Origin of the sequence: Halosimplex rubrum, assembly GCF_013415885.1 — an archaeon.
GTDB classification, from domain to species: domain Archaea; phylum Halobacteriota; class Halobacteria; order Halobacteriales; family Haloarculaceae; genus Halosimplex; species Halosimplex rubrum.
Genome location: NZ_CP058910.1, coordinates 3222419 through 3245886, shown reverse-complemented (window position 1 = coordinate 3245886; position 23468 = coordinate 3222419). Strand labels below are relative to the sequence as shown.

Here is a 23468-nt window from a genome sequence, read left to right as displayed (position 1 = left end):
GACTACCTGTAAGCGACCAGCTGCCGGAACCGACACCGAGGAGACCGGCGACCGCTCCGGGTGGCGGGACGGAGGGGACCGAACGACCCCATCACCTGTCCGAAATTACCGAACTCGAACCGCTCACACGGCCGGTCTCGGGCGCCTTCGTATCACTTATGCCGGTCGCGTGCGCGCACTCGTCCATGGATCTACAGGCGTACCTCGACGACTTCACGGCGCGCGACTGGCCCCAGGCCGAGGACGGGACGGTGCGGTTCGCGATGGTCGGCCTCGGCTGGTGGACCATGGAGTTCGCCATCCCCGCGACCGAGGTGCTGGACCACCTGGAGACGACCGTCGTCGTCTCCTCGACGACCGAGAAGGCCGAGGGCGTCGCCGAGGACCACGAGAGCATCGAGCACGGGCTCACCTACGACGAGTTCCAGGCGGGCGAGGCGACCGACGCCTACGACGCCGTCTACGTCGCGACGCCCAACGCCCTGCACCTCCCCTACGTGGAGGCCGCCGCGGAGTTCGACAAGGACGTCCTCTGCGAGAAGCCCCTGGAGGCCAGCACCGAGCGCGCCGAGAAGCTCGTCGAGGCCGCCGAGGACGTGACGCTGGGCGTCGAGTACCGGATGCACGTCCAGCCCGCCGTCCGCATGATGCGCAAGCTCGTCGACGCCGGCTTCATCGGCGACGTGGCGATGGTCCACGGCAACATGTCCCAGCCCCTGCTGGACATCAACGACAACTACGACCAGTGGCGGCTCGACCCCGACATGGCCGGCCCGGGCGCCTCCGTCACCGATCTGGGCGTCTACTCCATCAACACGACCCGGTTCGTCATCGACGAGGACCCCGTCGCCGTCACCGCGACGGACTGGTCGGGCCACGAGGCCTTCGACGAGGTGCCCGACGAGCGGGCCGCCTTCACCGTCGAGTTCCCCGACGGCGTCGTCGCCGCCTGCACGGCCAGTCAGAACGCCCAGGAGACCAGCAACCTCCGGATCATCGGCACCGAGGGGGAACTCCTCCTCGAAGACGCCTTCCTCAGCGGCGACCGCGAGCTGACGATCACCCGCGGCGAGACCACCATCACCACCGAGTTCGACGGCATCGAGGAGACCCGTCGCTCCCTGGAGTACTTCGCCGACCACCTCCTGACCGACACGGACATCCACGGCGACGGCGAGCACGGCATCGTCGACCAGCGCGCCATCGACGCCGTCTACGAGGCCGCCGAGTCCGGCGAGCGCGTCGAACTGTAACTGCCGTTTTCGCCGACCGACTTTCCGCGGTGCTTCGAACCGCCCGTATCGATACTCAGTACAGGTAATGTAGTGAGCGGTTGCGGTGCAGTTGCGGTTGCGATGCGGTTGCAGTCGGCGCGCGCTGTCGAGCGGTGCGAGGTCGACCGAAGGGAGACCTCGATGCGAGCGGGGAGCGGAGCGACCCGTGAGCGTGCCCGCCTCGTGGCGGGCCGCTCGAAATAGCCGTGCGAGGGATGAGCGACGGTAGGAGCGAATCGGTTGGGGAGGTTCGTGGCCTGTCGCGGTGCTGTGCGGGGCTGGGCGGTTGCTGGCCTGGTGGACTGAAAGGGCGAGGCGCGCTCGCGTTCGCGTGGTCGCCTGAGCGGGCGACTATCCGCGCGGACGGTGCCGAGAGCGCGGATATCCCGTCTTGGTTCGAGAGAGCGAAGCTCTCTCGTCATCCTGAAAATATCCGATTTTCAGAGACAGCGACCGCGAGCGGGTCGAGGGCTTTCGGCGCTTGCTGTCGGGCCCGGTCGCTGTCGTTCGACTTCCTTTCACACCGAATCGGCCAGAACCAACACATACACTCGCAACTTGAACTGAACACTCGGACGAAGACGGTCGAAGCAGGAGTGGGGCGACCGGAGGTGGTCGCCCCCGTGTCAGAGGCACAGGTGGATCGGTCAGCGGGCGATGCGACAGCGGCGCAGTCGGGGGCGGCGTGAGAGCCGAAGCGTCAGCGGGTGGGGACCTGACAGGGCGACGCGGAGGCCGTCGCACCCACCGAACTGCGCGCATCTACTGGTAGGCGGAACGGGTATGTAGTTTCTATCTCGGTACCATCTATCGTATCGATACAATTCATACTATCGTTACTCGTTGTATCGATAGTACTCTATCGGGTACCGATACGAACCTCCCAGCAGACCGAACGGCCGAATCAGAGCTTGTGGCGGAACGCGTGGAGGACGTTCTGGCCGGTCTCGGTCAGCAGGATCTGTTTCTGTCGGCCGACGCGCTCGACTTCGATGTAGCCGTCGTCGACGAGCGGGTCGACGATGTTGGCGTTGAGCAGCGCGAACTTCGCCTTGTCGTTGGCGGGGTCGGCGTCGGCGATAAAGGAGAGCGCCTCCGACTCGGCGTGTTCGATGAGATCGGACTTCTTGGCGGTGTAGCTGTCGGTGTTGCGTTCTTCGAGGTGGGCGAGCACGGAGACCTGGTCGCGGGAGACCGCTTCGATGGGATAGGAAGGGAGGACCTCGTCGTCGCGCATGCCGCGGGTGCGCGGCTGCTCCTCGAGGTCGGGCACGTGTTCCTCGGCGCGGACGTAGTAGGCGGTGGCGTCGGTGGCCATACAGGCGATGGCGCTGCCGATGGCGGCGAGTTTGCCGCCGCTGGAGACGTTGACCCGCACCACGTCGCCGTCGTGGTCGGCGGCGACCGTCGTGACGACGGCGAGCACGTCGTACAGGTCCGAGAGGGTCGTCTCGCGGAAGCGGATGGTCCGGCCGTCGGCTTCGAGTTCCTCGACGAGCGCCTCCTGATAGGGGGTCAGCGGAGTGTGCTCGCCGTCGGCGGCGAGCAGGTAGACCACGTCCGCGTCGTGTTTGCGGAGGGGGCGGAGGATCCGGTCGTGCTCGTACCCCAGCGGCACGATGTGGACTTCATCGATGGTTCGCATGCCCGAGGGCGCGGCCGCTGCCGACGAGAACGTTTCGGTGGCCGGACCGACCGCCGGGCGCGTCACTCGCTCTCACACCGTCCGAAAGCCCTTGGGTCGGCCGGCGGTAGCGCCCTCCGATGACGACCGATGGAGGGGCGCAAGCGGAGGCCGACTGGTCGCCGACCCACGAGGTGGTCTGTCGGGGCGACGCCGCCGACGCGGTCGCGGCGGACACGCGTCTCGCCGCCGTCGCCTGCGAGTTCGGCGACGAGGCGCGCCTGACGATGTCGACCGGCGACGTGAGCGACCGGAGTCCCCGCACGCAGCGAATCCTCGACGGCGAGTTCGACCGGCTCCCCGACGACGCGACCGACGGCGCGGACCCTACCTGGCGGGCGACGCTTCCCGGGGGCACCGACGCGCTGGTGCGCGCGCTGACGGTCGCGGACCCCGAGGCCGAGGGCCCGCTCGGCGAGGCGCGGTGGCGGGTCTGGGACGTGTCCTCGGTCGAGATCCGCCGCGGCGGCCGTTCGATCTACCGGTCGGTCCCTCACCACGAACGGTTCGAACTCGACGCGACCGCGGCCCCCGAACTGGTCGACAGCGCGCGCGAGCGCCTCGCCGACTGCCCGTGCGCGGTCGTCCCGACCGGACCGGTCGCCACCTGGGCCGACGCCGGCGAGGTAAACCATCGGGCGATCCGCTTCGAGACCGGGTCGGGCGCGTCGCTGGCACACGTCCGCCGTGTCGCGGTCGACCGCGAGCGACGCGAGGTCGTCGTCGACTGGGAACCCCTCGGCGAGCGCGTCGGCCGCGAACCGAGCCGCGCGCTCCGCGCGGCGTTGCGGACGTTTACGTGGGCCGTCGACCGTTTCGGGTCGTCCGAGGGGCCGCCGCGCCGGGTTTCGTTCGCCGACGAGGCGACCGTCCGGCGGGTCGTCGGGGCGCTCGAAACCGTCCGCGAGCGGGTGGGGTACGACTTCGAGATCGTCGAGGTGTGAGGATGGCGCCAGTCTTTACAACCGGAGCCACCGGAGTAACGGCATGGTCAACCTCAGGGACCCCGAGTCGCTCCGCGAGGAGCCGGGCGTCGACTTCCGCGAGCAGGAGCAGGTCGTCGACGACGAGGCGTTCGAGCAGGCGGTCGAGGGCGCCGAGAACCAGAGCGGGCTCGTCGTCGTCGCGGTGACCGACGAGCAGGACCGGCTCCTGCTGGTCGACTCCGAGTGGGTCGACGGGTGGACGCTCCCGAACGGCCCGGTCGGCGCCGACGAGGACTGGGCGGTCGCCGCCGACCGCTGGGCCGAGGACGAGCTGCACTTCCCCGTCCAGATCGAGGAGCCGAAGCTGGTGATCCGCACGGAGACCCGGACCGAAGACGGCGACGAGAGCGTCGTCGGCTACACGGTCGCGTTCGCCGCCTCGCTGATCCCCGCCATGGGCGGTTCGGGGGGGATGGGTCCCGGTGGCGGGCCGCCGCCGGGCGTCGGCCCCGACGACGAGGGTTCATCGGAGGGAGAAGGACCGCCCGCGGGCGGCCCGCCGTCCGGCGGTGCCGGACCCGGTGGCCCCGGCGCCGGACCAATCGCGTCGAACCCGAACCTGGACTGGTTCGGCGCGGTCCCGGACGAGGTGGCCCCCGGCCACCACGCGCTCGTCCAGTACTTCCTCGACTGAGAAGCGGCCACTCGACCCAGACTCGGCTTACGTCTCGTCGAACGTGTCGGACCGAAGGTCCGCCGGTTCGATCCGGCTCAGGGAGCCGGATCGAACACCGAAAATCGGAGATTTTCGAGTTTGACTTCAGCTACGCTTCGTCAAACAGCGTCTCGCCCTCGACCATGTGCTCGGAGACGGTGTCCAGATCGAGCGTGACGCCCAGCCCGTTCTCTTCGGGGACCTTCATGTAGCCGTCCTCGATGAGGCCCTCCTCTTCGACGAGGTCTTCCCACCAGTCGAGTTCGTAGGAGTGGTACTCGACGGCCAGGGAGTTCGGCACGCTCGCGCCGACGTGGGCGCTGGCGATCGTCCCGACGGGCGAGGAGACGTTGTGCATCGCGACGGGAACGTAGTACTGGTTGGCCACGTCGGCGATCTTTCGGGTCTCGCGCATGCCGCCGATCTTCGGCATGTCCGGCGCGACGATGTCGACGGCCTGCTCTTCGATGAGCCGGCGGTGCTCGGTGACCCGATAGCGGTTCTCGCCGACGGTGATCGGCGTCGTCGTCGAGTCGGTCACCTTCTCCTGGACTTCGAGGTTCTCCGGCGGGACGGGGTCCTCGAGCCACCACACGTCGTAGTCGTCGATGGCCTCGGCCAGCCGCTCGGCGGAGTTGCCCGAGAACGTCCAGTGGCAGTCGAAGGCCACGTCCGCGCGGTCCTTGACGCGCTCGGTGACCTTCTCGACGATCTCGGCCTTGTGCCGGACCTCGCCCGGGCGGAGGTGGCGGTTGGCGCGGTCCTTCTCGTGGCCGGAGGGCACGTCGAGGTCGAACTTCAGGGCGTCGTAGCCCAGTTCCTCGACGACGCGTTCGGCCTCGTCGGCGCAGGCGTCGGGGTCGGCCTCTTCCTCGGTGTGGCAGTCGCAGTAGACCCGCATATGGTCGCGGTACTTGCCGCCGAGCAACTGGTAGGCCGGCACCTCGATGATCTTGCCGGCCAGGTCGTGCAGCGCGACCTCGATGCCGGAGATGGCCGAGACGGTGACGCCCTCGACGGAGCCCTCGCCGGACATCTTCTGGATCAGGTGTTCGTACAGGCGGTCGATGTCCAGCGGGTTTTCGCCGATGAGGAACGGCGTCATCCGCTCGATCAGCTCGGGGATCCCCGCGCCCCAGTAGGCCTCACCGGTACCGACGAGCCCCGCGTCGGTGTAGATACGGACGAGCGTCCACGGGAAGTTCCCGTCGACCATCGTCGTCTGTACGTCCGTTATCTCCACGTCCCGGCCGCCACCGCGCTTCGCGTTGGCGCCCATCGTCTCCGCCGACAGTTCCCGCATCGTGTACTCCGCGTTCGGGTCGTGGAGGTCTCTGTAGTCTCGTCCCATATCGGCGGCTACTTGCGGCCTCTACTAAAGTGTGGAGGAAACGCCGGCGAGGTGTTCGGCTCTCCGGAACGGCTGGGGCGCCGAGTCGCCCCTGCGGAACGTCTTTTCGCCGACACGCCTCCGAGAAACCGACCGGTCCCCGTGTCAGTCGTCCGACCGGGCGCCGTCGCCGCCCGCCTCGATCCGGGCTTCGAGGTCGTCGAGTCGGTCGAGCAGTCGCTGGTACTCGTCGCTGTCCTCGAGTTCGGCGGGGTTCTTCTCGACGCGCAGCGTGGCGACCTTCGCCGAGAGGGCGTGGTACTCCCGGACGACGGCGCGTTTGTCGAGTCGGTTGACGGTCTCCGCGACCACCGACTGCAGCTCCGCGCCCTCGACCGGTTTGAGCAGGTAGTCGTCGAAGCCCATGTCGACGATGTCGAAGCCGGGGTCGACGGCGGTGACCATCACGACGCCGCAGTCGATGTCTCTCCCCCTGATGCGTTCGAGGACCTCCCGGCCCGAGAGGCCGTGCATCCGTCGGTCCAGGAGGACCACGTCCACGTCCTCGGTCACCTGTTCGAGCGCCGACTCCCCGTCGTACGCGGTCAACACGTCGTAGGACTCGCTGAGTTGACTCGCGTACACGTCCGCGACCGCCTCGTCGTCGTCGACGACCAGCACGGTCGCTACCCCCCCTCTGACCATGTATCGCAGTTGGCGGGTACCCGATTTAGGGTTTTATAATAGAACCTGACACTTTCCGCCGTCAGCCGGTCCACTCCTCGCGGTGGGCGTCGCTACAGAAGTGTGTCGTCTCCACCTGACCGTCGTCGACGCGCGTGACGACCCTGTGGTCGGGGTCCTGTACCAGCGCCGCGCCGCAGACGGCGCACGTCGGCGCCTCCTCCTCGGATACGTCTTCGTTGAGATCGGACGTGGTATCCACCATCGTGTCCGAGTCGTATGTACGGACCCACTTAACCGCATACATCGACGCCGACCCGACTACCCCGCTCAGCGGTCGCGGGTGACCGACTCGCCGGGCGCGGTGGTCGCGCCCGCGGAGAGTTTCACGCCGGGATTGAGGCTCGTGTTGATGCCGGTCTTGGCGCCGTCTCCGGCGACGACGCCGAACTTCCGCCGGCCGGTCGAGATGCGGTCGCCCTTGACGGTGAAATATACGTCGCCGCCGTCGTGGCGAAGGTTCGCCACCTTCGTCCCCGCCCCGAAGTTCACGTCCCGGCCCAGCACGCTGTCGCCGACGTAGGAGTGGTGCGGGACGTGCGTCCCCGCCATTATCACGCTGTTTTTGATCTCGACCGCGTTGCCGACGTGGGTGTCCGCCGCCAGCAGCGTCGCGCCGCGGACGTAGGCGTTGGGCCCGAGTTCGGCTCCCTCGGCGATCAGCGCCGGCCCCTCGACGACGACGCCGGCGTCGACGGTCGCGCCCGCCTCGACGACCACGTCCCCGCGGAGGTCGGCCGACTCGTGGACCTCCCCCCGCAGGTCGCGGTCGAGCTCGGAGAGTTTCCACTCGTTGGCCTCCAGCAGTTCCCAGGGGCGACCGCAGCCCAGCCAGCGGTCGACCTCGACGGTTCTGACCGAGCGCTCGTCGATCACTCTCGAGAGCACGTCCGTGATCTCGTGCTCGCCGCGCTCGCTCATCGGGACGTCGAGCCACTCACGAGCCTCGGCGGGGAAGCGGTAGGCGCCGACGTTCACGAGGTCGGTCGGCGGGTCGCTCGGCTTCTCGATGATGCCGGTGACGACGCCGCCGTCCACCTCGAAGACGCCGTAGCTCGTCGGGTCGTCGACGCGGTAGGTACCGACCGCCGGGCCGTCGGCCGAGAACAGGGCGTCGACGCTCGCGCGGTCGTAGAGGTCGTCGCCGTTGAGGACGACGAACGGCCCGTCGAGGTGGTCGCTCGCGCAGTCGACGGCGTGGGCGGTCCCGAGCTGCTCCGCCTGGACGGCGTACTCGACGGGGACGCCGCGGTACTCGTCGCCGAAGTACTCCCTGACCGCCTGAGCCTCGTAGCCGACGACGAGGATCAGCTCCGAGGCCCCGGCGTCGACGGCTGCGTCGGCCGCGTGGGCGACCAGCGGCCGGTCGGCGACCGGCAGCATCGGCTTGGGCAGCGACTCCGTCAGGGGACGCATCCGGGTTCCCTCCCCGGCCGTCAGCAGGACGACTTGCATGTACCCCATCGCTCGCCCGGACGGCCCATAGTGGTACCGCAACGTACAGCGGTGACACACCGGTTCAGGCGCCGCATAACGACGTGTCCGGACCGTCTCACCCGCCGCCCCGCCGTTCCCGCCCCATCGACGCACGACAGTGTGGTGTGATACCGCGACACATACTAAAGCGGGCGGCGCGTACGTTGACGACCGAGCGATCATGACACGATCCGACGGCGCCGACGGGGGCACCGAGGGGCGAACACCGGCGACGGACGGGGGAGAGCGGAGGGATTCGGGGAACGTACGCCTCCCCGCGTCGGCGGTCACGGACCTGCGCGCGAGCGGGCGGTGCCGACGGGCGCTGGACCGTCTCGCCGAGCGAGGCGACGCGATGCCCGTCACGGACCTGGCGCGGCGCGTGGTCGCCGTGGAGCGCGACGAGCCGGCCGACGCGGTACCGGACGACGCCGTCGAGGCGGCCCGGTCGGACCTGTTCCAGCGCCACCTCCCGAAGCTGACCGCGACCGGCGTCGTCCGGTACGACTCGCTGGTGGGGACCGTCGAGCTGGCGACCGACGACCCGCGACTGCTCGGCGACGACGCCGGCGAGGCGAGCGACCGCGTCGACGACCCCTCGGCGCCGCGGTGACCGCACCGCGGCGGTGGTGGACCACCGGGACCGGGCCGGGGGCCGGACCGGCTGGGGAGTCCACTGGTCGACGACCGCCGCACGCGGGTGACCGAACGGAAAGAACAATACAGGCAGCTTCCTAACCGCCGGGTACTGTGACGAACACGCAGGTAACGCACGTCCAGATCGACAACTACGGTCCCTGGACCGTCACGCCCGAACCCCGGCGGGAGGTCGACCTCCAGACGCTGCAGTCGCGGCTGTACGCCGACCTCTCGCAGCTGGTCGGCAACCGCGGCGGCTACGTCTTCTTCTCGCGGTTCGACAACATGATCGCCGTCACCAACGGGCTCGACGAGGACGACCACGCCCTCGTCCAGGAATCGGTCGGCAACCGCTACCCCGTCACGATGAGCCTCAGCGTCGCCACCGGGACGACCCCGGCGGAAGCGCTCGGCACCGCCACGGAGGCGCTGCAGGAGGCCGGGAGCGCACAGGACAAGTCCCGCAGGGAGATCCTGCGCGGGCGTACCATCGACGAGGAGTTCCGGACCGAGGAGGACCTCCAGATCGCCCACTTCGACGTGAACGACGCGACCGGCAAGTACACCGACCGGCTCAACGAGTTCGACACGTTCATTCGGATCGAACAGGGCTACGCCGAGCTGATGCGCTACATGCGCCGCACCTACGACTCGCTCTCCTTTTTCGTCGGCGGCGACAACGTCATCGCCGTCTGCTCCGACATGGGTCCCGCCGAGTATCAGGACGCGGTCGACCACGTCCGCGACGCGGTCGACGTGGAACTCAAGGTCGGCGTCGGCCGCGGCCGCGTCGCTCAGGACGCGGGCATGGCCGCCAAGCACGCCCTCGAAGAGTGCCGCGCGACCGGCGACGACGTGCGCGTCGACTGGGCGACCGGCGAGGCCGATCGCTCGGCGTGACCGGTCCGTCCGGCCCCTCCCGGCGGATAGTTGCGACCCGAAAAGTACACCGCGCGCCGTCTTAAGCGTGGTGCAGGTAGCTTTTAGACGCAGTGTGGTAAACGTCCGCACATGGAACGAGACGCGAGCGTTCGGGAGGTGATGGACCGCGAGTTCGTCGGCGTCAGCGAGGGCGACGACCTCGGTGAGACGGCCGAGTTGATGCTGGAGGAGGGGGTCGACAGCGCCGTCGTCCTGCGGGGAGCGGACCCGGTCGGGGTCGTCACGGAACGGGACGCCCTCGCGGCGTTCGTCGACGCCGGGGGCGCATCGACCAGCGTGTCGGAGGCGATGACCGACGCGCTGCCCACGATCTCGCCCGAGGCGACGATCGGCGAGGCGGCCGACGAGCTCTCGGCGGGGTCGACCGAGCGGGTCCTCGTCTCCGACGGGAGCGAACCCCTCGGCGTGCTGACCGAGCAGGACCTGTTGACCGCCTCGCCGTTCGCCCGGACGGCGAACGGGGCCGCGATGGCCGAGCCCGACCGGGCGGTCGCCGGCGTCACCGAAGGGCGGGGCGAACCGGCCGCCGAGACGCCGGAGACGCGCCGGAGCGACGGATCCCGGTTCGACGACCAGTCGCTGTGCGAGGCCTGCGGGTCGCTCTCGCGGGAGCTCTCGCCGTTCAACGGACAGCTGCTCTGCCCGGACTGCCGGGACATCTGACCCCGACGCACTCGTGGGGCGAGCCCGACCCCGCGACTCCCCGGCTCCGACCCGACCCCCGGCACCGAATCGCGTGCTCGGTGAACACACATCTCAGGGAGTGGAGACGCCGAGGAGGGAAGCCGCTTCGACGCCTGCCGGCCGAAAAGCTTAGTCGGTCGCCCTCCACAACCCGGCCACCGAATGGAGATCGAACTCGCCACGGTCGCCCACGCCGAGCGCGTCACCGACCTGTGGGTCGATCTGGCCGACGAGCAGACCCAGCACGACTCGCACGTCCTCGCCGAGCGCAACAGGAGTTCGGTCGCCGACGAGCTGGCCCGCCACGCCGTCACCGACCGCCTCGTCGTCGCCACCGACGACGGCGAGATCGTCGGGTTCGTCATGTTCACGCTCGACCGCGGCAGCTACGAGATGGACGTGACCCAGGGCGTCGTCGAGAACCTCTACGTCGTCCCCGGGCGGCGCGACGGGGGGGTCGGCACGGAGCTGCTGGAAACCGCCGAGGCGCGACTCGACGAGCTGGGCGCCGACACGGTCACGCTGGAGGCGATGGCGGACAACCTCGCCGCCCGGCGGTTCTACCGTCGCCACGGCTACGACACCCACCGCGTCCAGCTGGAGAAACCGCTGGAAACCGATACCCACTCAAAGGAGGGCGAGTAATCCCCATCTGCGCCAGGGGAGCTTGGGCGGTTCAAGCACTCGACTTGTAATCGAGATTCCCGGGGTTCAAATCCCTGCCCTGGCTTCAGGCACTTTTCTCATTCCATCTCCAACGTCCACGACCCGTCGGCGGTCACACTCACGTACCCCAGTGCCGGCGGCCGAAACGTCGTCTCCCCCTCGAAACGCCCGATCTCGTTGAACACGACCGTCGGTGCGATCCCCTCCAGCGGGACGACCTCGACGATGTAGTTGCTCTGCCCGTCGTGGCTCCCCGCCGCAGTGTAGGGGCCGTCGGGGAACTCGAAGGGGCCGTAGACGCCGGGTCCGTCGCCATCGAGCGACACCGGCACCGACTCGCCCGAGTTCGGACGGGGCTGGCGAATCGAGACGTCCCAATCGCTCTCGGCGTCCACGTCCAACTGGTAAGAGCCGGCGCTGACCAACTGCGCAGTCGCCCCGTCGTAGCTGCCGATCGAATTCACCGCGATCGTGTCGAACTCGCCCTCCTCGGGGACCAGCGTGACGACGAAGTTACCAGACCCGGAGTAACTGGCCTCGACGACGGTCAACCCGCCGATGATCGAGACGCCGTCCCGTACCTCCTGGCCCGACCCGCTGAACGACTGGGCCGGGACCGGTGTCGCCGTCGGCGTCGGGGAGGGAGTCGCCGTCGGTGTCGGACTGTTCGTCGGGGTCGGGCTGTCGGTCGGCGTCTCGGTGGGGCTGGCCGTGGGAGTGTCGGCCGCGGTTTCGGTGTGGCCCGTCGTGGAGGTGTCGACCGGGGCCGAAGTGGGGGTCCCCGTGTCCGTTCCGCCGGACCCGCTGTCGGACTGCCCCCCTGACGTGGGCGTCGCCGTCCCGTCACCGCCGGCATCTGTGCCGCCGGAGTCGTCGTCGCTCCCACAGCCGGCGATAGCGAGCGAACTCACCGCGAAGCCGGCCGCGAGAAACTGTCGACGGTCCATACCACCGCATTTGCATCCGGGAACTAAGGTGTATCCCCGGCTTTCGACGACTCAGGCGCCCCCTTCGAGCGGGTTGTACGCGCCGTTGATGTCCCACTCGTGGAGACAGAACGGGTCGCCGGAGAGCCGGTCGCCGTCCCGCTCGACGACGGACCAGGTGCCCGAATCGTCGTTCCAGGTGTCGGTTCGGCCGCAGCGCTCGCACTCTCGCTCCTTCGGAGGGACGATAGTTGTCATACACCACCGTCTATCGCGGGGGGTAATTAATCTCGCGGGCTCGGACCATCGCTCCCGACCGGGCGTTTCGACCGGCCGACGACGTTGACGAACGACCGGCCGTTCGGAGATTATATCCCTAGAAGATCCTTGAAGCAACGCTTTTCGTGATGAACGTTCACATAATCTCATGCACAGTGAAGATCCGTACACAGCGACGAAGTCGCGGTACGAGTGCGTGGAGTGTCTGCACAGGGTGACGACCGACGGGACCGTCGGTGCCTGTCCGGAGTGCGGCGGTCGCGTCAAGAACGTGGCAGTGCCGCGGGAGTGAGGTGCGGGAGTGACACCAGTGGGACCGCGGCCTATTCGCCGAAGTCGGGGAGGTCGTCGGGCGCTTCGTACTCAGTCTCCCACTCGATGTACTCGCCTTTGAGCACGTCGCAGACCTTCTGGCCGAGTTCCGTCAGCCCGGCGTTGATGGCCGAGACGGTGCCCCAGGAGTCGAGATCCGGGTGGATGTCCATCCGCTTCCAGTCCTCCGGCAGGCCGGGCGCGTGGTAGCCGACGCGCTCGGCGTACGAATCCCAGAAGAAGTCGAAGCGCTCCATCAGGTCGAGGTCGACGACGATCGCGTAGTCCTCGGCGCCCATCGCGGAGTCGGCCGCCCACTCCTCGAACGCGCGGTCCCAGGCGCCCTCGCGGAGGTACCCTTCGATCTCCTCGCGGCGGTAGTCGGTGTCGTCGACGACCTGTGCGTCCTCGTACTCGTTGGGGTCGATGGTCTCCAGTTCCGGCGGGTCCGGCGGGTCGGCGTCGAGAGGCATGGTCCGGGCTAAGAGCGGTCGGCGGATAAGTCCACGCACACCGTCCACGGCGGTCGAGGGTGGGGCGGGACGAGGGAGCGCGAGCGGATCCGGACCCGCGACGACGCCGATTCAGGACGTGCTCTCCTTGTTGTCGCCGTCGAGCGCCTCCGCGCGGAGCCGCTCGCCCTCCTCGGTCTCGACAGTGAGGGCGGGCACTTCGACGGGGTCGCGGTCGTCGTCGATGGCGACGTAGACGGAGTACGATTCGGTGGTGAGTTCGCGCTCGCCCGAGCGGGGGTCCTCGCGGAAGACGCGCAGGCGGACGCGGACGCTGGAGCGACCGGTCTCGTAGACGTAGGCCTCGACAAGGGCCGTCTCGCCGACGGGGATGGGCTGTTTGAAGTCGACCTGGTCCATGCGGGCGGTGACGCAGTCGCGACCGGCGAAGCGCATGGCCGCCATCGCGCCGACCTCGTCCATCCACTTGAGCACGTTCCCGCCGTGGGTGGTCCCCAGGGAGTTGGCGTGGTTGGGCTGGACCATCCAGCGGTTCTCCAGAAACGTGTCCATCAGGTCTGGCATCGACGGCGGTTGGACGGGCGAGCCCATATGGCTGACCGTTCGGGCAGTTCGCGCTCGCCGACCGCGACCGGCCGGGCGAACCGCGGCCGGTTCGCCGGTCCGAACCGCCTCGAATGGAGGGGGATTTATACTCCGGCGAGGCAGGGGTAGGCGTATGGACCGCGTAGACGTCGCGATCGTGGGCGGCGGCCCGGCCGGCACCGCGGCGGCGTGGGCGGCCGCCGACGAGGGGGCCGACGCCGTCGTCGTCGAGAAGGGCGTGCCCCGGGCGGACCGCGAGCGGCTCGGCCCCGACTCGACGGACGCCGCCGGGATGCTCGACTACTGGCTGGAGATCATGGACATCCCCGCCGAGGAACTTCCCGACGACGTGATCTTGAGCGTCCTCGACGGCGCCGAGTTCATCGGCCCCTCGGAGTCGGTCACGCTCGAATCCACCGGGATCGACGCCGCCTACGACCACTTCGGGTTCGCCTTCCACCGCGCGAAATTCGACGACTGGCTCCGCGACCGCGCCGAGGACGCGGGCGGCCGATACGAGGTCGGCACGAGCGTCAACGCCGTCGAGACCGACCTCTCGGGGGACCCGCGCCACACGCTCGAACTCGCCGACGGCGAGCGGATCGGCGCCGACTACCTGATCCTCGCCGACGGCCCCCAGCGGACGATCACGACGGGCGTCCTCGACGGGTTCCTCCCCGGTTCTCGGAGCGTCTCGGACTATCTGTCGCCCGACACCGCGAACCACATCGCCTACCAGGAACACCGGCGCATCCCCGAGGAGCTGTTCGACCCCGCCCACATCAAGTTCTGGTGGGGCGTCATCCCGGGCCACACCGCCTACCCGTGGATCTTCCCGAACGACGACAACGTCGCCCGCGTGGGCCTGACGATGCCGATCGGGATGGATCTGGCCGACGTGGAACGGCCCGAGTCGTACGCCCTTCTGGAACCGGGCGACGAGCGGATCCCGGCGGGGGCCACCTACCTCGAGCGACTGCTCGAACGCGAGTACCCCGGCTACGACATCGAGGACTTCCCGCTGGTCGAGGACCGCGGGAAGCGCGGTGGCACCGAGGCCTACCCCATCTCCTCGACGCGACCGATCGACTCGCCGACCGCGGCGGGCATCGCCGTCGTCGGCGGCGCCATGGGCACCACCTCGGCGTTCCACGAGGGCGGCGACCACGTGGCCGTCCGCACCGGCAAGATCGCCGGCGAACTCGCCGCCAACGACCGGCTACTCGCCTACAACGGCCGCTGGAAGAAAGCCATCGGCGAGGAGGTCCTGCGGAACGTCACCTTCGCCGAGGTCGTCCGCGGCTGGGAGCCGGCCGACTGGGACCGCATCTTCGCCGCGACGCGAGCGATGAAACATCGCGGGGGCTACGACTGGGGCGGCGCCCTCAAGTCGGGGACGACCGCGCTGAAACTCGTCGCCGACTACAGGTGGACCAAGCGGGGCTTCGGCGACGGGAAGTACGTGCAGCTGCGACAGGACGAGTACGAGGTCTGAGCCCACGGTCCTTTCGCTTCTCTCCCTCGACTCCTGGGTGTGGCTGGAGTTCGTGTTCGACGGCGACAGCGCCGACGAGGCCGAGTCGGTCATCGAGCGGGCCAATTCCCCCGACGTCGGCGGGCTCGTCGCACCGACGGTCGTCTCGGAGGTCTCGTATCGAGTTCGCCGGGTCGAAGACGAGGGGACGGCCCGAGCGGCGATCCGCGCGATCCGCGACTTCGACCACGTCGAGAGCATGCCCGTCGTCGACGACATCGGCGAGTACGCGGCGGAACTCCGATCCGAGTACTACGAGCCGGGCGACCGGGAGCTATCGTACGCCGATGCGATTCACCTCGCGACGGCGGTCGTCCACGGGGACTGTGACACGCTGTACACCGGTGATCCGGACTTCGAGGGCATCGAAGAGATCGAGACAGTCGTCCTGTGACGACCGTCCGGTCCCCCCGGCTCACTCGTCGGGGAACCGGACCGTGTGTCGCAGGGTTCCCACGTCGTCGACCTCGATCTCCACCTCGTCGCCGTCGGAGAGCGGGCCGACGCCCTCGGGGGTGCCGGTGGCGATCACGTCGCCCGGTTCGAGGGTCATGTAGGTCGTGATCTCCTCGATGAGCTCCGGGATGGAGAAGATCATCTTGTCGATCGATTCCGATTGGCGGACCTCGCCGTTGACGCGGGCCTCGACGGTGGCGTCGTCGGCGAGGTGTTCGGGCGTGGCGATGACCGGGCCCATCGGGGCGGCGCCGTCGAAGGCCTTGCCGCGGACCCAGTTCTGCTCGCGGTCCTGGTCGTCGCGGTTCGAGAGGTCGTTGAAGGGAGTGTAGCCGGCGATCACGTCCTCGGCGGTGGCGGCGTCGACGTTGCGGCACTGTTCGCCGATGACGACGCCCAGTTCGGCCTCGTGTTCGACGCGCTCCTTGCCGGCGGGGAGCGTGACGGTGCTGTTGTGGGTCGCGACGGTGTTGGGCGTCTTGAGGAAGAGGAGCGGGCGGTCGGGGACCTCCTCGTCGCGCTCGTCGGCGTGGTCGGCGTAGTTGCGACCGACGCAGACGATCTTCGTCGGTTCGCAGGGGGCGAGCACGTCCACCTCGTCGGGGTCGAACGTCTCGTCGCCGAAGGCGATGCGTCCGTACGGGCCCGCCGCGGCGGTGACCACCTCCTCGCCGTCCCTGACGGTCCACCGACCGCCGCGGACGTTGCCGGCAGAATCGCGAAAGCGGACGCGTCTCATGACCGGGATATCTGCGGGCGGACTGATAAGCGTTTTCAGAACGGGGCATGTTGACACGTCCCGACCCGGTGTCGGGTGACCGAACGGCTTTTGAAACGGGCCACAGTAGCCGGGCGCATGAACCTGCTCGTGGTCGGGGCCGGCGAGATGGGGCGGTGGTTCGCCCGGACGGTCGCCGCCGGGACGCCCGATCCCCCGACGGTCGCGTTCACCGACACCGACCCGAGCGCCGCGCGCGAGGCCGCCGCCCGCCTCTCGGAGGACAGCACCGACGCCCGCGCCGTCCCGTCCGACGCCGACGGGCCCTTCGACGTGGTCTGTTTCGCCGTCCCGATCCCGTCCGTCGAATCGGTGGTCCCGGCCTACGCCGACCGAGCCGACCGTGCGCTGGTCGACGTGTCCGGCGTGATGGGGCCCGCCGTCGACGCGATGGCGGCCGCCGGTCCGGACCTCGAACGGGTGAGTCTCCACCCGCTGTTCGCCGCGGCCAGAGCGCCGGGCAACGTCGCCGTCGTCGCGGACGCGCCCGGCCCCGTGACCGACGAACTCCGCGCGGCGCTGGCCGACGCCGGCAACGACACCTTCGAGACCACCGCCCGGGAGCACGACCGGGCGATGGAGACCGTGCAGGCCCGCGCCCACGCGGCCGTGCTCGCGTTCGGCCTCGCCGCCGAACCCGTCCCCGACGAGTTCGGGACGCCCGTCTCGGAGGCGCTGTTCGACGTGCTGGGGACCGTCACCGGCAACGACCCCGGCGTCTACGCCGACATCCAGGCCGCCTTCGACGGCGCCGACAGCGTCGCCGCGGCCGCCAGCCGCGTCGCCGACGCCGACCGCGAGACCTTCGAGGCGCTGTACCGCGACGCGGACGCCGCGCTCCAGCCGGTCGCGGACGGGGACGGAAGCGAGAACGGTGGCGCGGACGGGGAGAGTCCATGAACGGCGACCAGCGCGAGCAGGTCCGTTCGAACGCGAAGTACCTCCGGCGGGTCAGGCCGGTCGACCCCGAGGAGATACACGAGTACGTCGACGGCCAGCCCCACCCGGCGGCGGTCGCGCAGGTCCTCCGCGAGTCGGCCGTCGACCTGGGGCTCGTCGAACGTGAGGACGGGACGTTCGAACCCGTCGACGAGGGGCCGCTCTCCGTCTCGTTCCACGGCGTCGACGCCTTCCCGGTCGAGTACGGGCGGGTGCTGGAGGACCGGCTGGTCGCGGAGTACGGCCCGGGGTGGCCCGACGGGGATTCGGGCGACCGCCTCCGCGAGCGGATCCGCTCGTTCAAGGACGACTACTTCAACCAGCGCGCCGTCGAGTACGACGCCGAGACGGCGCTGGCGTACGCGCTCTATCACCTTCCCGACTACTACGCCGTCGCGGGGTACGTCCTCGCCGATCTGGCCCGCGAGGGACTGCTCGCCAAGCGCCTGCGCGTCCTCGACGTGGGCGCCGGCGTCGGCGGGCCGGCGCTCGGCCTGGCCGACTTCGTCCCCGAGGACGCGCTCGTCGACTACCACGCCGTCGAGCCCAGCGACGCCGCCGACGTGCTCGAAGCGATGCTCGACGAGACCGGCCGGAACGTCCACCACACGGTCCACCGCGAGACCGCCGAGGCGTTCGACCCCGTTGCGGTCGCGTCGGAGCTCGCCGACGGCAGCGACGACGGCGAGGGCAGTGACGGCGGCGGCTTCGACCTGATCCTGTTCTCGAACGTCCTGAGCGAGCTCGACGACCCCGAGAGCGTCGTCCGGCGGTACGCCGACGCGCTGGCCGACGAGGGGACCATTGCCGGGCTCGCGCCCGCGGACCGCAACACGGCCGTCGGCCTCCGGAAGGTCGAGCGGGCCGTCGCCGACCGCGGCCCCCTCACCATCTACGGGCCCGCCGTTCGGCTGTGGCCGGGCGAGACGCCCGCGGACGACTGCTGGTCGTTCGAGGTGAAACCCGATATCGAGGTGCCCGTCTTCCAGCGCCGGCTCGACGACGGCGAGCCCGGCGAGTCGGGGCTCGACGGCCCGGAACGCCGGGACGGCGAGTTCGAGAACGTCGACGTGCAGTACGCCTACACCTACCTCCGGACCGACGGCCGACGGCGCGTCGACTTCACGCCGGACGACTCGCGGGTCGCGAAACTGGCCGACAGCGAGGACCTGATCACCGAGCGGGCGAACGTCTACTTCGCGAAGCTCGGTCGCGACCTGTCCGACGGCGGTCACCCGCTCTTTCGCGTCGGCGACGGCTCCCAGCGGGTCGACCACTTCGCCGTCCTCACCGACGAGTCGATGCTCAACAGCGACCTCCTGACCGCCGAGTACGGCGACGTGCTCTCCGTCGAGAACGCCCTCGTCCTCTGGAACGACGACGAGGGCGCCGTCAACCTCGTGATCGACGGCGAGACGGTCGTCGACCGGGTGCCCGTGTGAGTGGCAGGCGAGTCGAGCGGGCGGTGCCGAGAGCGTGTATCGCTCGTTTCCGGCGGACGCGGCTACTGCCGGCGAGTGTGGCGGCTCGTTTCGACGCCCGCTATCGGAGAGGGAAATCACGTCCGCCCGCGATGGTCGGTGCGCTTTTGCCGGTACCGCCGACAGGGGTGGTATGGACGAGCCGTCGATCCTCCTGACGAACGACGACGGGATCGAGAGCGCCGGGCTCCGGGCGCTCTCCGACACGCTGACCGAGGTCGGCGACGTGACGGTCGTCGCCCCGGCGGAAGACCAGAGCGCGGTCGGGCGGTCGCTCTCTCACGACGTGACCGTCAACGAGCACGACCTGGGGTACGCCGTCGAAGGGACCCCCGCAGATTGCACGGTCGCGGGGCTGGGGTCGCTGGTCCCGGACGCCGACATCGTCGTCGCGGGGTGTAACCAGGGCGCCAACCTCGGGTCGTACGTCCTCGGGCGCTCCGGGACCGTCTCGGCGGCCGTCGAGGCGACCTTCTTCGACGTGCCCGCGATCGCGGTGTCGATGTACATCCCGGTCCGCGAGGACGCCGCGTTCGAGGAGGTGCAGGTGAACCCCGACAGCTACGCCGAGGCCGCTCGCGCCACGGAGTACCTCGTCGAGCGGGCGACGGGGACGGGCGTGTTCGACAGCGCGGACTACCTGAACGTCAACGCGCCCGTCGCCGAGTGGGGGCCGGCGGAGATGGCCGTCACCTTCCCCTCGGAAGTGTACCAGATGACCGCGACCCGGGAGGACGACGGCGACATCCGGCTCCACGACCGCATCTGGGAGCGGATGGCCGAGGGGACGATCCCGGACCCCGACGGGAGCGACCGCCGGGCCGTCGTCGACGGGAAGGTGAGCGTCTCGCCGCTGACCGCGCCCCACACCACCGAACACCACGAGGAGCTCGACGCCCTCGCCGAGACCTACGACCCGACGGCGTAGGCGTCGTCGCGTCGAGTCGAGTCGAGTCGGGCCGACCGTGACCCGTTCCCACGGGCCCGAAACACTCAACCCGGCAGTTTCCGAAGCCGACCCATGGGAGAACGCGACGCCGTCGACCGGGTCGACGAGCCCGCCACGACGGAGACGCTGACCGACGACCTCCGCGGGCTCGGTGTCCGTCCGGGCGACACCCTCCTCGTCCACTCGTCGCTCTCGGCGCTCGGCTGGGTCTGCGGCGACGCGCAGGCGGTCGTCGACGCGCTCCGGGAGGCCGTCACGGACACGGGAACGCTCGTGATGCCGGCCCACACCGGTCAGTACACCGACCCCGAGATGTGGTCGAACCCGCCCGTCCCCGACGACTGGGTCGAGACGGTCCGCGCCGAGCGACCGCCGTTCCGGCCGGAGAGCACGCCGACCCGCGGGATGGGCGCGGTCGCCGAGTGCTTCCGCGGCTATCCCGACACCGTCAGGAGCCGCCACCCGACCGTCTCCTTCGCCGCCCGGGGCGCGGGGGCCGAGGCGGTCGTCGCCGACCACGCCTACGACGAGGGACTGGGCGAGAAATCGCCGCTGGCGGAGGTCTACGACCGCGACGGGCGCGTCTTGCTGCTCGGCACCGGGTACGACACCAACACCTCGATCCACCTCGCGGAGTACCGCGCCGACTTCCCGAAAGCGCGGACGACAAACGACGCCCCCGTGCTCGACGACGGCGAGCGCGTCCGCGTCGAGTACGAGGACATCGAGACCGACACGTCGGACTTCGAGGAACTGGGCGCGGCCTTCGAGGAGGGGGTTCCCGGGGCCGTCGAGCGCGGGACCGTCGGCGCCGCCGACGCGCGGCTGGTCGACCAGCCCGCGCTCGTCGACTTCGCCGTCGAGTGGTTCGAGGACAACCGCGGTTGAGGGTGCGAGCGCGCGGGACCGGACCGAGTTCCCGACCGGGACGGCGGGGCCGTCGTGTGCCGGCAGGGGGCTGTTGGGGCGGCGGACGCGACCGGAGGCATGGAGGAACTCCTCGCGGAGCTGGCCGACGGTGACGACTCGGAGAAAGGCGACAGCGGGCGCGTCGGGGTCGTCGGCGGGAGCATCGAGTTCGCGGGCCCGCCGGCGCTGTCCGGGCTCGCGGCGCTGCGGACGGGGACGGACGTGCTCAGGCCCGACTCCGTCGGGAAGGTGCTGGCGGTCGCCGAGTGGAGCGACGCGCTCGTCGTCGGGCCGGGCCTGGAGACGCCCACGCCGAAGGCCGTGCGGGAGATCGTCGACCGGGTCGCGGTGCCGACGGTCGTCGACGCGACGGCCATCGAACACGCGCTGGAGTGCGACCTGAGCGGGAGCGTCGTCACGCCCGACAGCGCGGAGGTCGAGCGCATCGAGGCCGAACACGGCTCGCTGGCGTCGTCGGCTCGTTACGGAAGTGCAAGGAGAAAGCCCCGCCCTTCAGGGCGGGGATGAATCCGACAATTGACTCCACAATCCACTGACGGTAGCACGGCCTGATATTCCAACAGGTACTTAAGTAATCGTGACTAATTACAAATGTAATGGTCACGGTGACTGTCACCGCGAAGTTCCACAACCCATCCCTCTCACGGCGGAAAGAGTGGCAACGCGCTACCCGCCTCTACCGTGACACCAAGCAGTTCTGCATCGATGGGTGGGAGAACGGCGACTTCGGCAAGTCCGTGACCACGGCCAGCATCGACAATGACCTCTACTCGGCTATCCAGAACCAAGCCATCCGAGAGGCAAAATCCGACCACAACAAGGACGGGGAGGTTCGCTACCGAGAGAGTCAGCCGTTTGCCGTCAACAATCAGAACTGGGAAATCGACACGACCGAGAACGGCACGGTCGTCGTCGGCTTCCCGTGCGTCTCCCAATGGTGGTACACCCCGATAGAGGTGTACGACGACATAGCCGACCCCGTAGACCGGCTGGTCGAAGGTGGCGCAAAGAAGACACGGCTACAGGTGTACCGCCGTGGCGACAACTGGTTCTGTACGTTCAATATCGAATACGACTCCGACACGTCGGGTGAGACGCCCATCGGTGTCGATATTGGTGAACGACACATCCTCGCTGTGACGGCCTACGACGAAGACGAGTCAATGCTGGTGTCTGGTGGTGAGGCGAAGTATGTTCGGCGCAAATATCGTTCCCTACGCGATTCGCTATCGGAAGCGGGTGCGCTTCGCGCACGCAACCGCGTTGGTGACAAAGAACAGCGTCGAATCAAAGACTTGAACCACAAACTCTCCCGTCGCCTCATCACGTTCGCGGAACAATTCGAGAAACCCGTCATTCGGATAGAAGACCTCGAAGGTATCCGCGAGAACAGTTCGTGGTCTGGCGTTCACTCGTGGCATTTCCACCAACTCCAACAGTTCCTCACGTACAAGGCCGAACGCGCTGGTATTCGCGTCGAGAAAGTCGATGCGTACCATACCAGTCAGAAGTGTTCGGTCTGTGGTTCAATGGGAACCCGTGATGGTGACCACTTTTCGTGTTCGGAGTGCGGTCGAGGACGCCACGCCGACCTGAACGCTTCGGAGAATATCGCACAACGGGAGGGTGAACCATGCACGGGCTAACGCTTCGGGCGAGTCGAACCGTGCTACCTCGCGGGCTGAAGAACCCGCCGTCATTGACGCCCGCTGTATGCGGGGAGGAAGGCCTCTTTGACAGGGCTACACGCACTGAAAAGTACGTCCTTGGTCACAACTGGACGGCGACCTTCGACGTTCCACGCGAAAGCGTACTTGAGAAGCGAGGAAACGTGCAACCTGAATATCCCCTTTGGGGAATCCTCGCCCTTTAGGGCGGGGAGGATGTCAATCGGCACCGGGCTCGTCGCGACCGACGTGATAGAGCGGATCCCGGCGGCCGTCGACGCGGGCTCGGACGCTGCCTGACGGGCGGGTGTCGCTCTTGCGTCTCCGTAGCGGGATTGGTACGCGTTCTCAAAGAGCTATACGTGTTCCGCGAGTGGGTCGTCGCATGAACGGGACGGTCGTCGACCTGCTGGCGGGGAACGCCCGTCACGCCGAACAGTTCGCTGACCGCTTCGACGACGTACAGGACACTCAGCACCCGGCGGCGGTCACCGTCTGCTGTTCGGACTCGCGGGTGCTCCAGGACCGGATGTGGGGCAACGAACAGCCGGGTCACCTCTTCACCGTCGGCAACATCGGCAACCGCGTCGTCCAGCGGGGAGAGGACGGCGAGGAGGTCTCCGACGACGTGCTCTACCCGATCGCCCACACCGGCACCGAGACCGCCGTCGTCGTCGGCCACACCGGCTGCGGCGCCGTGACCGGGACCTACCGGGCGCTCGCCGACGACCAGACCGAACCGGACGGGATCGAACACTGCCTGAGCCTGCTGGCGCCCCACCTCGAAGCCGGCGTGGCGGCGCTGCCCGACGGGCTCGACGCGGCGAGGGCGGTCGACCGCCTCGTCGAGTTCAACGTCGACCAGCAGGTCGAATCCCTCGTCGACAGCGAGCGAGTCCCCGAGAGCGTCGACGTGGTCGGTGCGGTCTACGACTTCCAGGACGTCTACGGCGGCGAGCGCGGCGAGATCCACGTGGTCAACGTCGACGGCGAGCGGCGCGTCGACGCGCTCCGCGACGACCACCCCGAGGTCGAAGACCGGATCGACCGGATCTGGGAGTACTGACCCGGCCGCGGAC

27 protein-coding genes and 1 tRNA gene are annotated in these 23468 nt (G+C 68.9%); 18 read left to right on the top strand and 10 right to left on the bottom strand.

The annotated features are described in order from the left end of the window. Window positions 1-185 precede the first annotated feature (185 nt). Window positions 186-1253, top strand: coding sequence for a D-xylose 1-dehydrogenase Gfo6 (gene gfo6 / locus HZS55_RS16380; protein ID WP_179908648.1), 1068 nt, complete (start codon window positions 186-188; stop codon window positions 1251-1253). Window positions 1254-2178: 925 nt separating this feature from the next. Here the strand turns inward: gfo6 and HZS55_RS16375 are convergent. Next, window positions 2179-2919 (bottom strand): HFX_2341 family transcriptional regulator domain-containing protein, encoded by a 741-nt coding sequence (locus HZS55_RS16375; RefSeq protein ID WP_179908647.1) that lies wholly within the window; start codon window positions 2917-2919, stop codon window positions 2179-2181. A gap of 119 nt (window positions 2920-3038) precedes the next feature. On the opposite strand from HZS55_RS16375, the gene HZS55_RS16370 reads away from it, so the two are divergent. Then, window positions 3039-3902 (top strand): hypothetical protein, encoded by an 864-nt coding sequence (locus HZS55_RS16370; RefSeq protein WP_179908646.1) that lies wholly within the window; start codon window positions 3039-3041, stop codon window positions 3900-3902. 43 nt (window positions 3903-3945) lie between these two features. Next, window positions 3946-4578: an NUDIX domain-containing protein gene (locus tag HZS55_RS16365; RefSeq protein WP_179908645.1), complete on the top strand. Its 633-nt coding sequence runs from the start codon at window positions 3946-3948 to the stop codon at window positions 4576-4578. A 130-nt stretch (window positions 4579-4708) separates the two neighbouring features. On the opposite strand, the gene HZS55_RS16360 is transcribed toward HZS55_RS16365, so the two are convergent. The 4 genes from HZS55_RS16360 to glmU form a co-directional block, all read right to left on the bottom strand. Then, a complete protein-coding gene (locus HZS55_RS16360; RefSeq protein ID WP_179908644.1) occupies window positions 4709-5950 on the bottom strand; it encodes a mandelate racemase/muconate lactonizing enzyme family protein in 1242 nt (413 codons plus the stop codon). A gap of 144 nt (window positions 5951-6094) precedes the next feature. Next, entirely contained in the window at window positions 6095-6634 is a 540-nt protein-coding gene (locus HZS55_RS16355) for a response regulator (RefSeq protein WP_246308283.1), read from the bottom strand. A gap of 61 nt (window positions 6635-6695) precedes the next feature. After that, window positions 6696-6878: a DUF7576 family protein gene (locus tag HZS55_RS16350; RefSeq protein ID WP_179908643.1), complete on the bottom strand. Its 183-nt coding sequence runs from the start codon at window positions 6876-6878 to the stop codon at window positions 6696-6698. A gap of 65 nt (window positions 6879-6943) precedes the next feature. Further along, the gene (glmU, locus tag HZS55_RS16345; RefSeq protein WP_179908642.1) at window positions 6944-8128 is read right to left on the bottom strand and encodes a bifunctional sugar-1-phosphate nucleotidylyltransferase/acetyltransferase; all 1185 of its coding nucleotides are present in this window, start codon (window positions 8126-8128) and stop codon (window positions 6944-6946) included. A 202-nt stretch (window positions 8129-8330) separates the two neighbouring features. Between glmU and HZS55_RS16340 the strand changes: the two genes are divergently transcribed. From HZS55_RS16340 to HZS55_RS16320, 5 genes are all read left to right on the top strand, one after another. Next, window positions 8331-8762, top strand: a complete 432-nt coding sequence (locus HZS55_RS16340) for a DUF7344 domain-containing protein (RefSeq protein ID WP_246308282.1) — start codon at window positions 8331-8333, stop codon at window positions 8760-8762. A gap of 137 nt (window positions 8763-8899) precedes the next feature. Next, window positions 8900-9688: a GTP cyclohydrolase III gene (locus HZS55_RS16335; RefSeq protein WP_179908641.1), complete on the top strand. Its 789-nt coding sequence runs from the start codon at window positions 8900-8902 to the stop codon at window positions 9686-9688. A gap of 111 nt (window positions 9689-9799) precedes the next feature. Then, on the top strand, window positions 9800-10393 hold the full coding sequence (locus tag HZS55_RS16330; protein ID WP_179908640.1) for a CBS domain-containing protein: 594 nt from the start codon (window positions 9800-9802) through the stop codon (window positions 10391-10393). A 183-nt stretch (window positions 10394-10576) separates the two neighbouring features. Further along, a complete protein-coding gene (locus HZS55_RS16325) occupies window positions 10577-11059 on the top strand; it encodes a GNAT family N-acetyltransferase (RefSeq protein ID WP_179908639.1) in 483 nt (160 codons plus the stop codon). 11 nt (window positions 11060-11070) lie between these two features. After that, window positions 11071-11144 (top strand) — tRNA-Thr (locus tag HZS55_RS16320). A 13-nt stretch (window positions 11145-11157) separates the two neighbouring features. Here the strand turns inward: HZS55_RS16320 and HZS55_RS16315 are convergent. Next, window positions 11158-12027 carry a hypothetical protein gene (locus HZS55_RS16315; RefSeq protein ID WP_179908638.1) on the bottom strand — a complete coding sequence of 290 codons (870 nt, stop codon included), beginning with the start codon at window positions 12025-12027 and terminating at the stop codon, window positions 11158-11160. A 51-nt stretch (window positions 12028-12078) separates the two neighbouring features. Beyond that, window positions 12079-12264, bottom strand: a complete 186-nt coding sequence (locus HZS55_RS16310) for an HEWD family protein (RefSeq protein WP_179908637.1) — start codon at window positions 12262-12264, stop codon at window positions 12079-12081. Window positions 12265-12433: 169 nt separating this feature from the next. On the opposite strand from HZS55_RS16310, the gene HZS55_RS16305 reads away from it, so the two are divergent. Then, complete coding sequence (locus HZS55_RS16305; RefSeq protein WP_179908636.1) at window positions 12434-12577, top strand: rubrerythrin-like domain-containing protein; 144 nt, start codon at window positions 12434-12436, stop codon at window positions 12575-12577. A gap of 31 nt (window positions 12578-12608) precedes the next feature. Here HZS55_RS16305 and HZS55_RS16300 read toward each other — a convergent pair whose 3' ends face one another. Next, complete coding sequence (locus HZS55_RS16300) at window positions 12609-13070, bottom strand: hypothetical protein (RefSeq protein ID WP_179908635.1); 462 nt, start codon at window positions 13068-13070, stop codon at window positions 12609-12611. Between the two features lie 111 nt (window positions 13071-13181). Then, window positions 13182-13634: an acyl-CoA thioesterase gene (locus tag HZS55_RS16295; RefSeq protein ID WP_179908634.1), complete on the bottom strand. Its 453-nt coding sequence runs from the start codon at window positions 13632-13634 to the stop codon at window positions 13182-13184. A gap of 154 nt (window positions 13635-13788) precedes the next feature. On the opposite strand from HZS55_RS16295, the gene HZS55_RS16290 reads away from it, so the two are divergent. After that, on the top strand, window positions 13789-15150 hold the full coding sequence (locus HZS55_RS16290; protein WP_179908633.1) for an NAD(P)/FAD-dependent oxidoreductase: 1362 nt from the start codon (window positions 13789-13791) through the stop codon (window positions 15148-15150). Window positions 15151-15187: 37 nt separating this feature from the next. Continuing rightward, entirely contained in the window at window positions 15188-15583 is a 396-nt protein-coding gene (locus HZS55_RS16285) for a type II toxin-antitoxin system VapC family toxin (protein ID WP_179908632.1), read from the top strand. Between the two features lie 21 nt (window positions 15584-15604). Here the strand turns inward: HZS55_RS16285 and HZS55_RS16280 are convergent, their stop codons facing one another. Then, a complete protein-coding gene (locus HZS55_RS16280; RefSeq protein ID WP_179908631.1) occupies window positions 15605-16384 on the bottom strand; it encodes a fumarylacetoacetate hydrolase family protein in 780 nt (259 codons plus the stop codon). Between the two features lie 117 nt (window positions 16385-16501). Between HZS55_RS16280 and HZS55_RS16275 the strand changes: the two genes are divergently transcribed. The 7 genes from HZS55_RS16275 to HZS55_RS16245 all read left to right on the top strand — a co-directional run bounded on the left by HZS55_RS16275 (window position 16502) and on the right by HZS55_RS16245 (window position 23455). Beyond that, window positions 16502-17323, top strand: a complete 822-nt coding sequence (locus HZS55_RS16275; RefSeq protein ID WP_179908630.1) for an NAD(P)-binding domain-containing protein — start codon at window positions 16502-16504, stop codon at window positions 17321-17323. Continuing rightward, a complete protein-coding gene (locus tag HZS55_RS16270; protein WP_179908629.1) occupies window positions 17320-18804 on the top strand; it encodes a small ribosomal subunit Rsm22 family protein in 1485 nt (494 codons plus the stop codon). The genes HZS55_RS16275 and HZS55_RS16270 overlap by 4 nt, the downstream gene beginning before the upstream one ends. A gap of 172 nt (window positions 18805-18976) precedes the next feature. Then, window positions 18977-19771: a 5'/3'-nucleotidase SurE gene (gene surE / locus HZS55_RS16265; RefSeq protein WP_179908628.1), complete on the top strand. Its 795-nt coding sequence runs from the start codon at window positions 18977-18979 to the stop codon at window positions 19769-19771. Window positions 19772-19864: 93 nt separating this feature from the next. Then, the gene (locus tag HZS55_RS16260; RefSeq protein WP_179908627.1) at window positions 19865-20680 is read left to right on the top strand and encodes an aminoglycoside N(3)-acetyltransferase; all 816 of its coding nucleotides are present in this window, start codon (window positions 19865-19867) and stop codon (window positions 20678-20680) included. A 99-nt stretch (window positions 20681-20779) separates the two neighbouring features. Next, the gene (locus HZS55_RS16255) at window positions 20780-21229 is read left to right on the top strand and encodes an NAD(P)H-hydrate dehydratase (protein WP_179908626.1); all 450 of its coding nucleotides are present in this window, start codon (window positions 20780-20782) and stop codon (window positions 21227-21229) included. Window positions 21230-21318: 89 nt separating this feature from the next. Beyond that, a complete protein-coding gene (locus tag HZS55_RS16250) occupies window positions 21319-22368 on the top strand; it encodes an RNA-guided endonuclease TnpB family protein (RefSeq protein ID WP_179908625.1) in 1050 nt (349 codons plus the stop codon). A 406-nt stretch (window positions 22369-22774) separates the two neighbouring features. After that, entirely contained in the window at window positions 22775-23455 is a 681-nt protein-coding gene (locus HZS55_RS16245) for a carbonic anhydrase (protein ID WP_179908624.1), read from the top strand. The last annotated feature ends 13 nt before the right edge of the window (window positions 23456-23468 follow it).

Excerpts from the sequence above, each read along its gene's own strand:
- gfo6 (WP_179908648.1), top strand. The coding sequence starts at position 186 with ATGGATCTACAGGCGTACCTCGACGACTTCACGGCGCGCGACTGGCCC.
- HZS55_RS16375 (WP_179908647.1), bottom strand. The coding sequence starts at position 2,919 with ATGCGAACCATCGATGAAGTCCACATCGTGCCGCTGGGGTACGAGCAC.
- HZS55_RS16370 (WP_179908646.1), top strand. The coding sequence starts at position 3,039 with ATGACGACCGATGGAGGGGCGCAAGCGGAGGCCGACTGGTCGCCGACC.
- HZS55_RS16365 (WP_179908645.1), top strand. The coding sequence starts at position 3,946 with ATGGTCAACCTCAGGGACCCCGAGTCGCTCCGCGAGGAGCCGGGCGTC.
- HZS55_RS16360 (WP_179908644.1), bottom strand. The coding sequence starts at position 5,950 with ATGGGACGAGACTACAGAGACCTCCACGACCCGAACGCGGAGTACACG.
- HZS55_RS16355 (WP_246308283.1), bottom strand. The coding sequence starts at position 6,634 with ATGGTCAGAGGGGGGGTAGCGACCGTGCTGGTCGTCGACGACGACGAG.
- HZS55_RS16350 (WP_179908643.1), bottom strand. The coding sequence starts at position 6,878 with ATGGTGGATACCACGTCCGATCTCAACGAAGACGTATCCGAGGAGGAG.
- glmU (WP_179908642.1), bottom strand. The coding sequence starts at position 8,128 with ATGCAAGTCGTCCTGCTGACGGCCGGGGAGGGAACCCGGATGCGTCCC.
- HZS55_RS16340 (WP_246308282.1), top strand. The coding sequence starts at position 8,331 with ATGACACGATCCGACGGCGCCGACGGGGGCACCGAGGGGCGAACACCG.
- HZS55_RS16330 (WP_179908640.1), top strand. The coding sequence starts at position 9,800 with ATGGAACGAGACGCGAGCGTTCGGGAGGTGATGGACCGCGAGTTCGTC.
- HZS55_RS16325 (WP_179908639.1), top strand. The coding sequence starts at position 10,577 with ATGGAGATCGAACTCGCCACGGTCGCCCACGCCGAGCGCGTCACCGAC.
- HZS55_RS16315 (WP_179908638.1), bottom strand. The coding sequence starts at position 12,027 with ATGGACCGTCGACAGTTTCTCGCGGCCGGCTTCGCGGTGAGTTCGCTC.
- HZS55_RS16310 (WP_179908637.1), bottom strand. The coding sequence starts at position 12,264 with ATGACAACTATCGTCCCTCCGAAGGAGCGAGAGTGCGAGCGCTGCGGC.
- HZS55_RS16305 (WP_179908636.1), top strand. The coding sequence starts at position 12,434 with ATGCACAGTGAAGATCCGTACACAGCGACGAAGTCGCGGTACGAGTGC.
- HZS55_RS16300 (WP_179908635.1), bottom strand. The coding sequence starts at position 13,070 with ATGCCTCTCGACGCCGACCCGCCGGACCCGCCGGAACTGGAGACCATC.
- HZS55_RS16295 (WP_179908634.1), bottom strand. The coding sequence starts at position 13,634 with ATGCCAGACCTGATGGACACGTTTCTGGAGAACCGCTGGATGGTCCAG.
- HZS55_RS16290 (WP_179908633.1), top strand. The coding sequence starts at position 13,789 with ATGGACCGCGTAGACGTCGCGATCGTGGGCGGCGGCCCGGCCGGCACC.
- HZS55_RS16280 (WP_179908631.1), bottom strand. The coding sequence starts at position 16,384 with ATGAGACGCGTCCGCTTTCGCGATTCTGCCGGCAACGTCCGCGGCGGT.
- HZS55_RS16275 (WP_179908630.1), top strand. The coding sequence starts at position 16,502 with ATGAACCTGCTCGTGGTCGGGGCCGGCGAGATGGGGCGGTGGTTCGCC.
- HZS55_RS16270 (WP_179908629.1), top strand. The coding sequence starts at position 17,320 with ATGAACGGCGACCAGCGCGAGCAGGTCCGTTCGAACGCGAAGTACCTC.
- surE (WP_179908628.1), top strand. The coding sequence starts at position 18,977 with ATGGACGAGCCGTCGATCCTCCTGACGAACGACGACGGGATCGAGAGC.
- HZS55_RS16260 (WP_179908627.1), top strand. The coding sequence starts at position 19,865 with ATGGGAGAACGCGACGCCGTCGACCGGGTCGACGAGCCCGCCACGACG.
- HZS55_RS16255 (WP_179908626.1), top strand. The coding sequence starts at position 20,780 with ATGGAGGAACTCCTCGCGGAGCTGGCCGACGGTGACGACTCGGAGAAA.
- HZS55_RS16250 (WP_179908625.1), top strand. The coding sequence starts at position 21,319 with ATGGTCACGGTGACTGTCACCGCGAAGTTCCACAACCCATCCCTCTCA.
- HZS55_RS16245 (WP_179908624.1), top strand. The coding sequence starts at position 22,775 with ATGAACGGGACGGTCGTCGACCTGCTGGCGGGGAACGCCCGTCACGCC.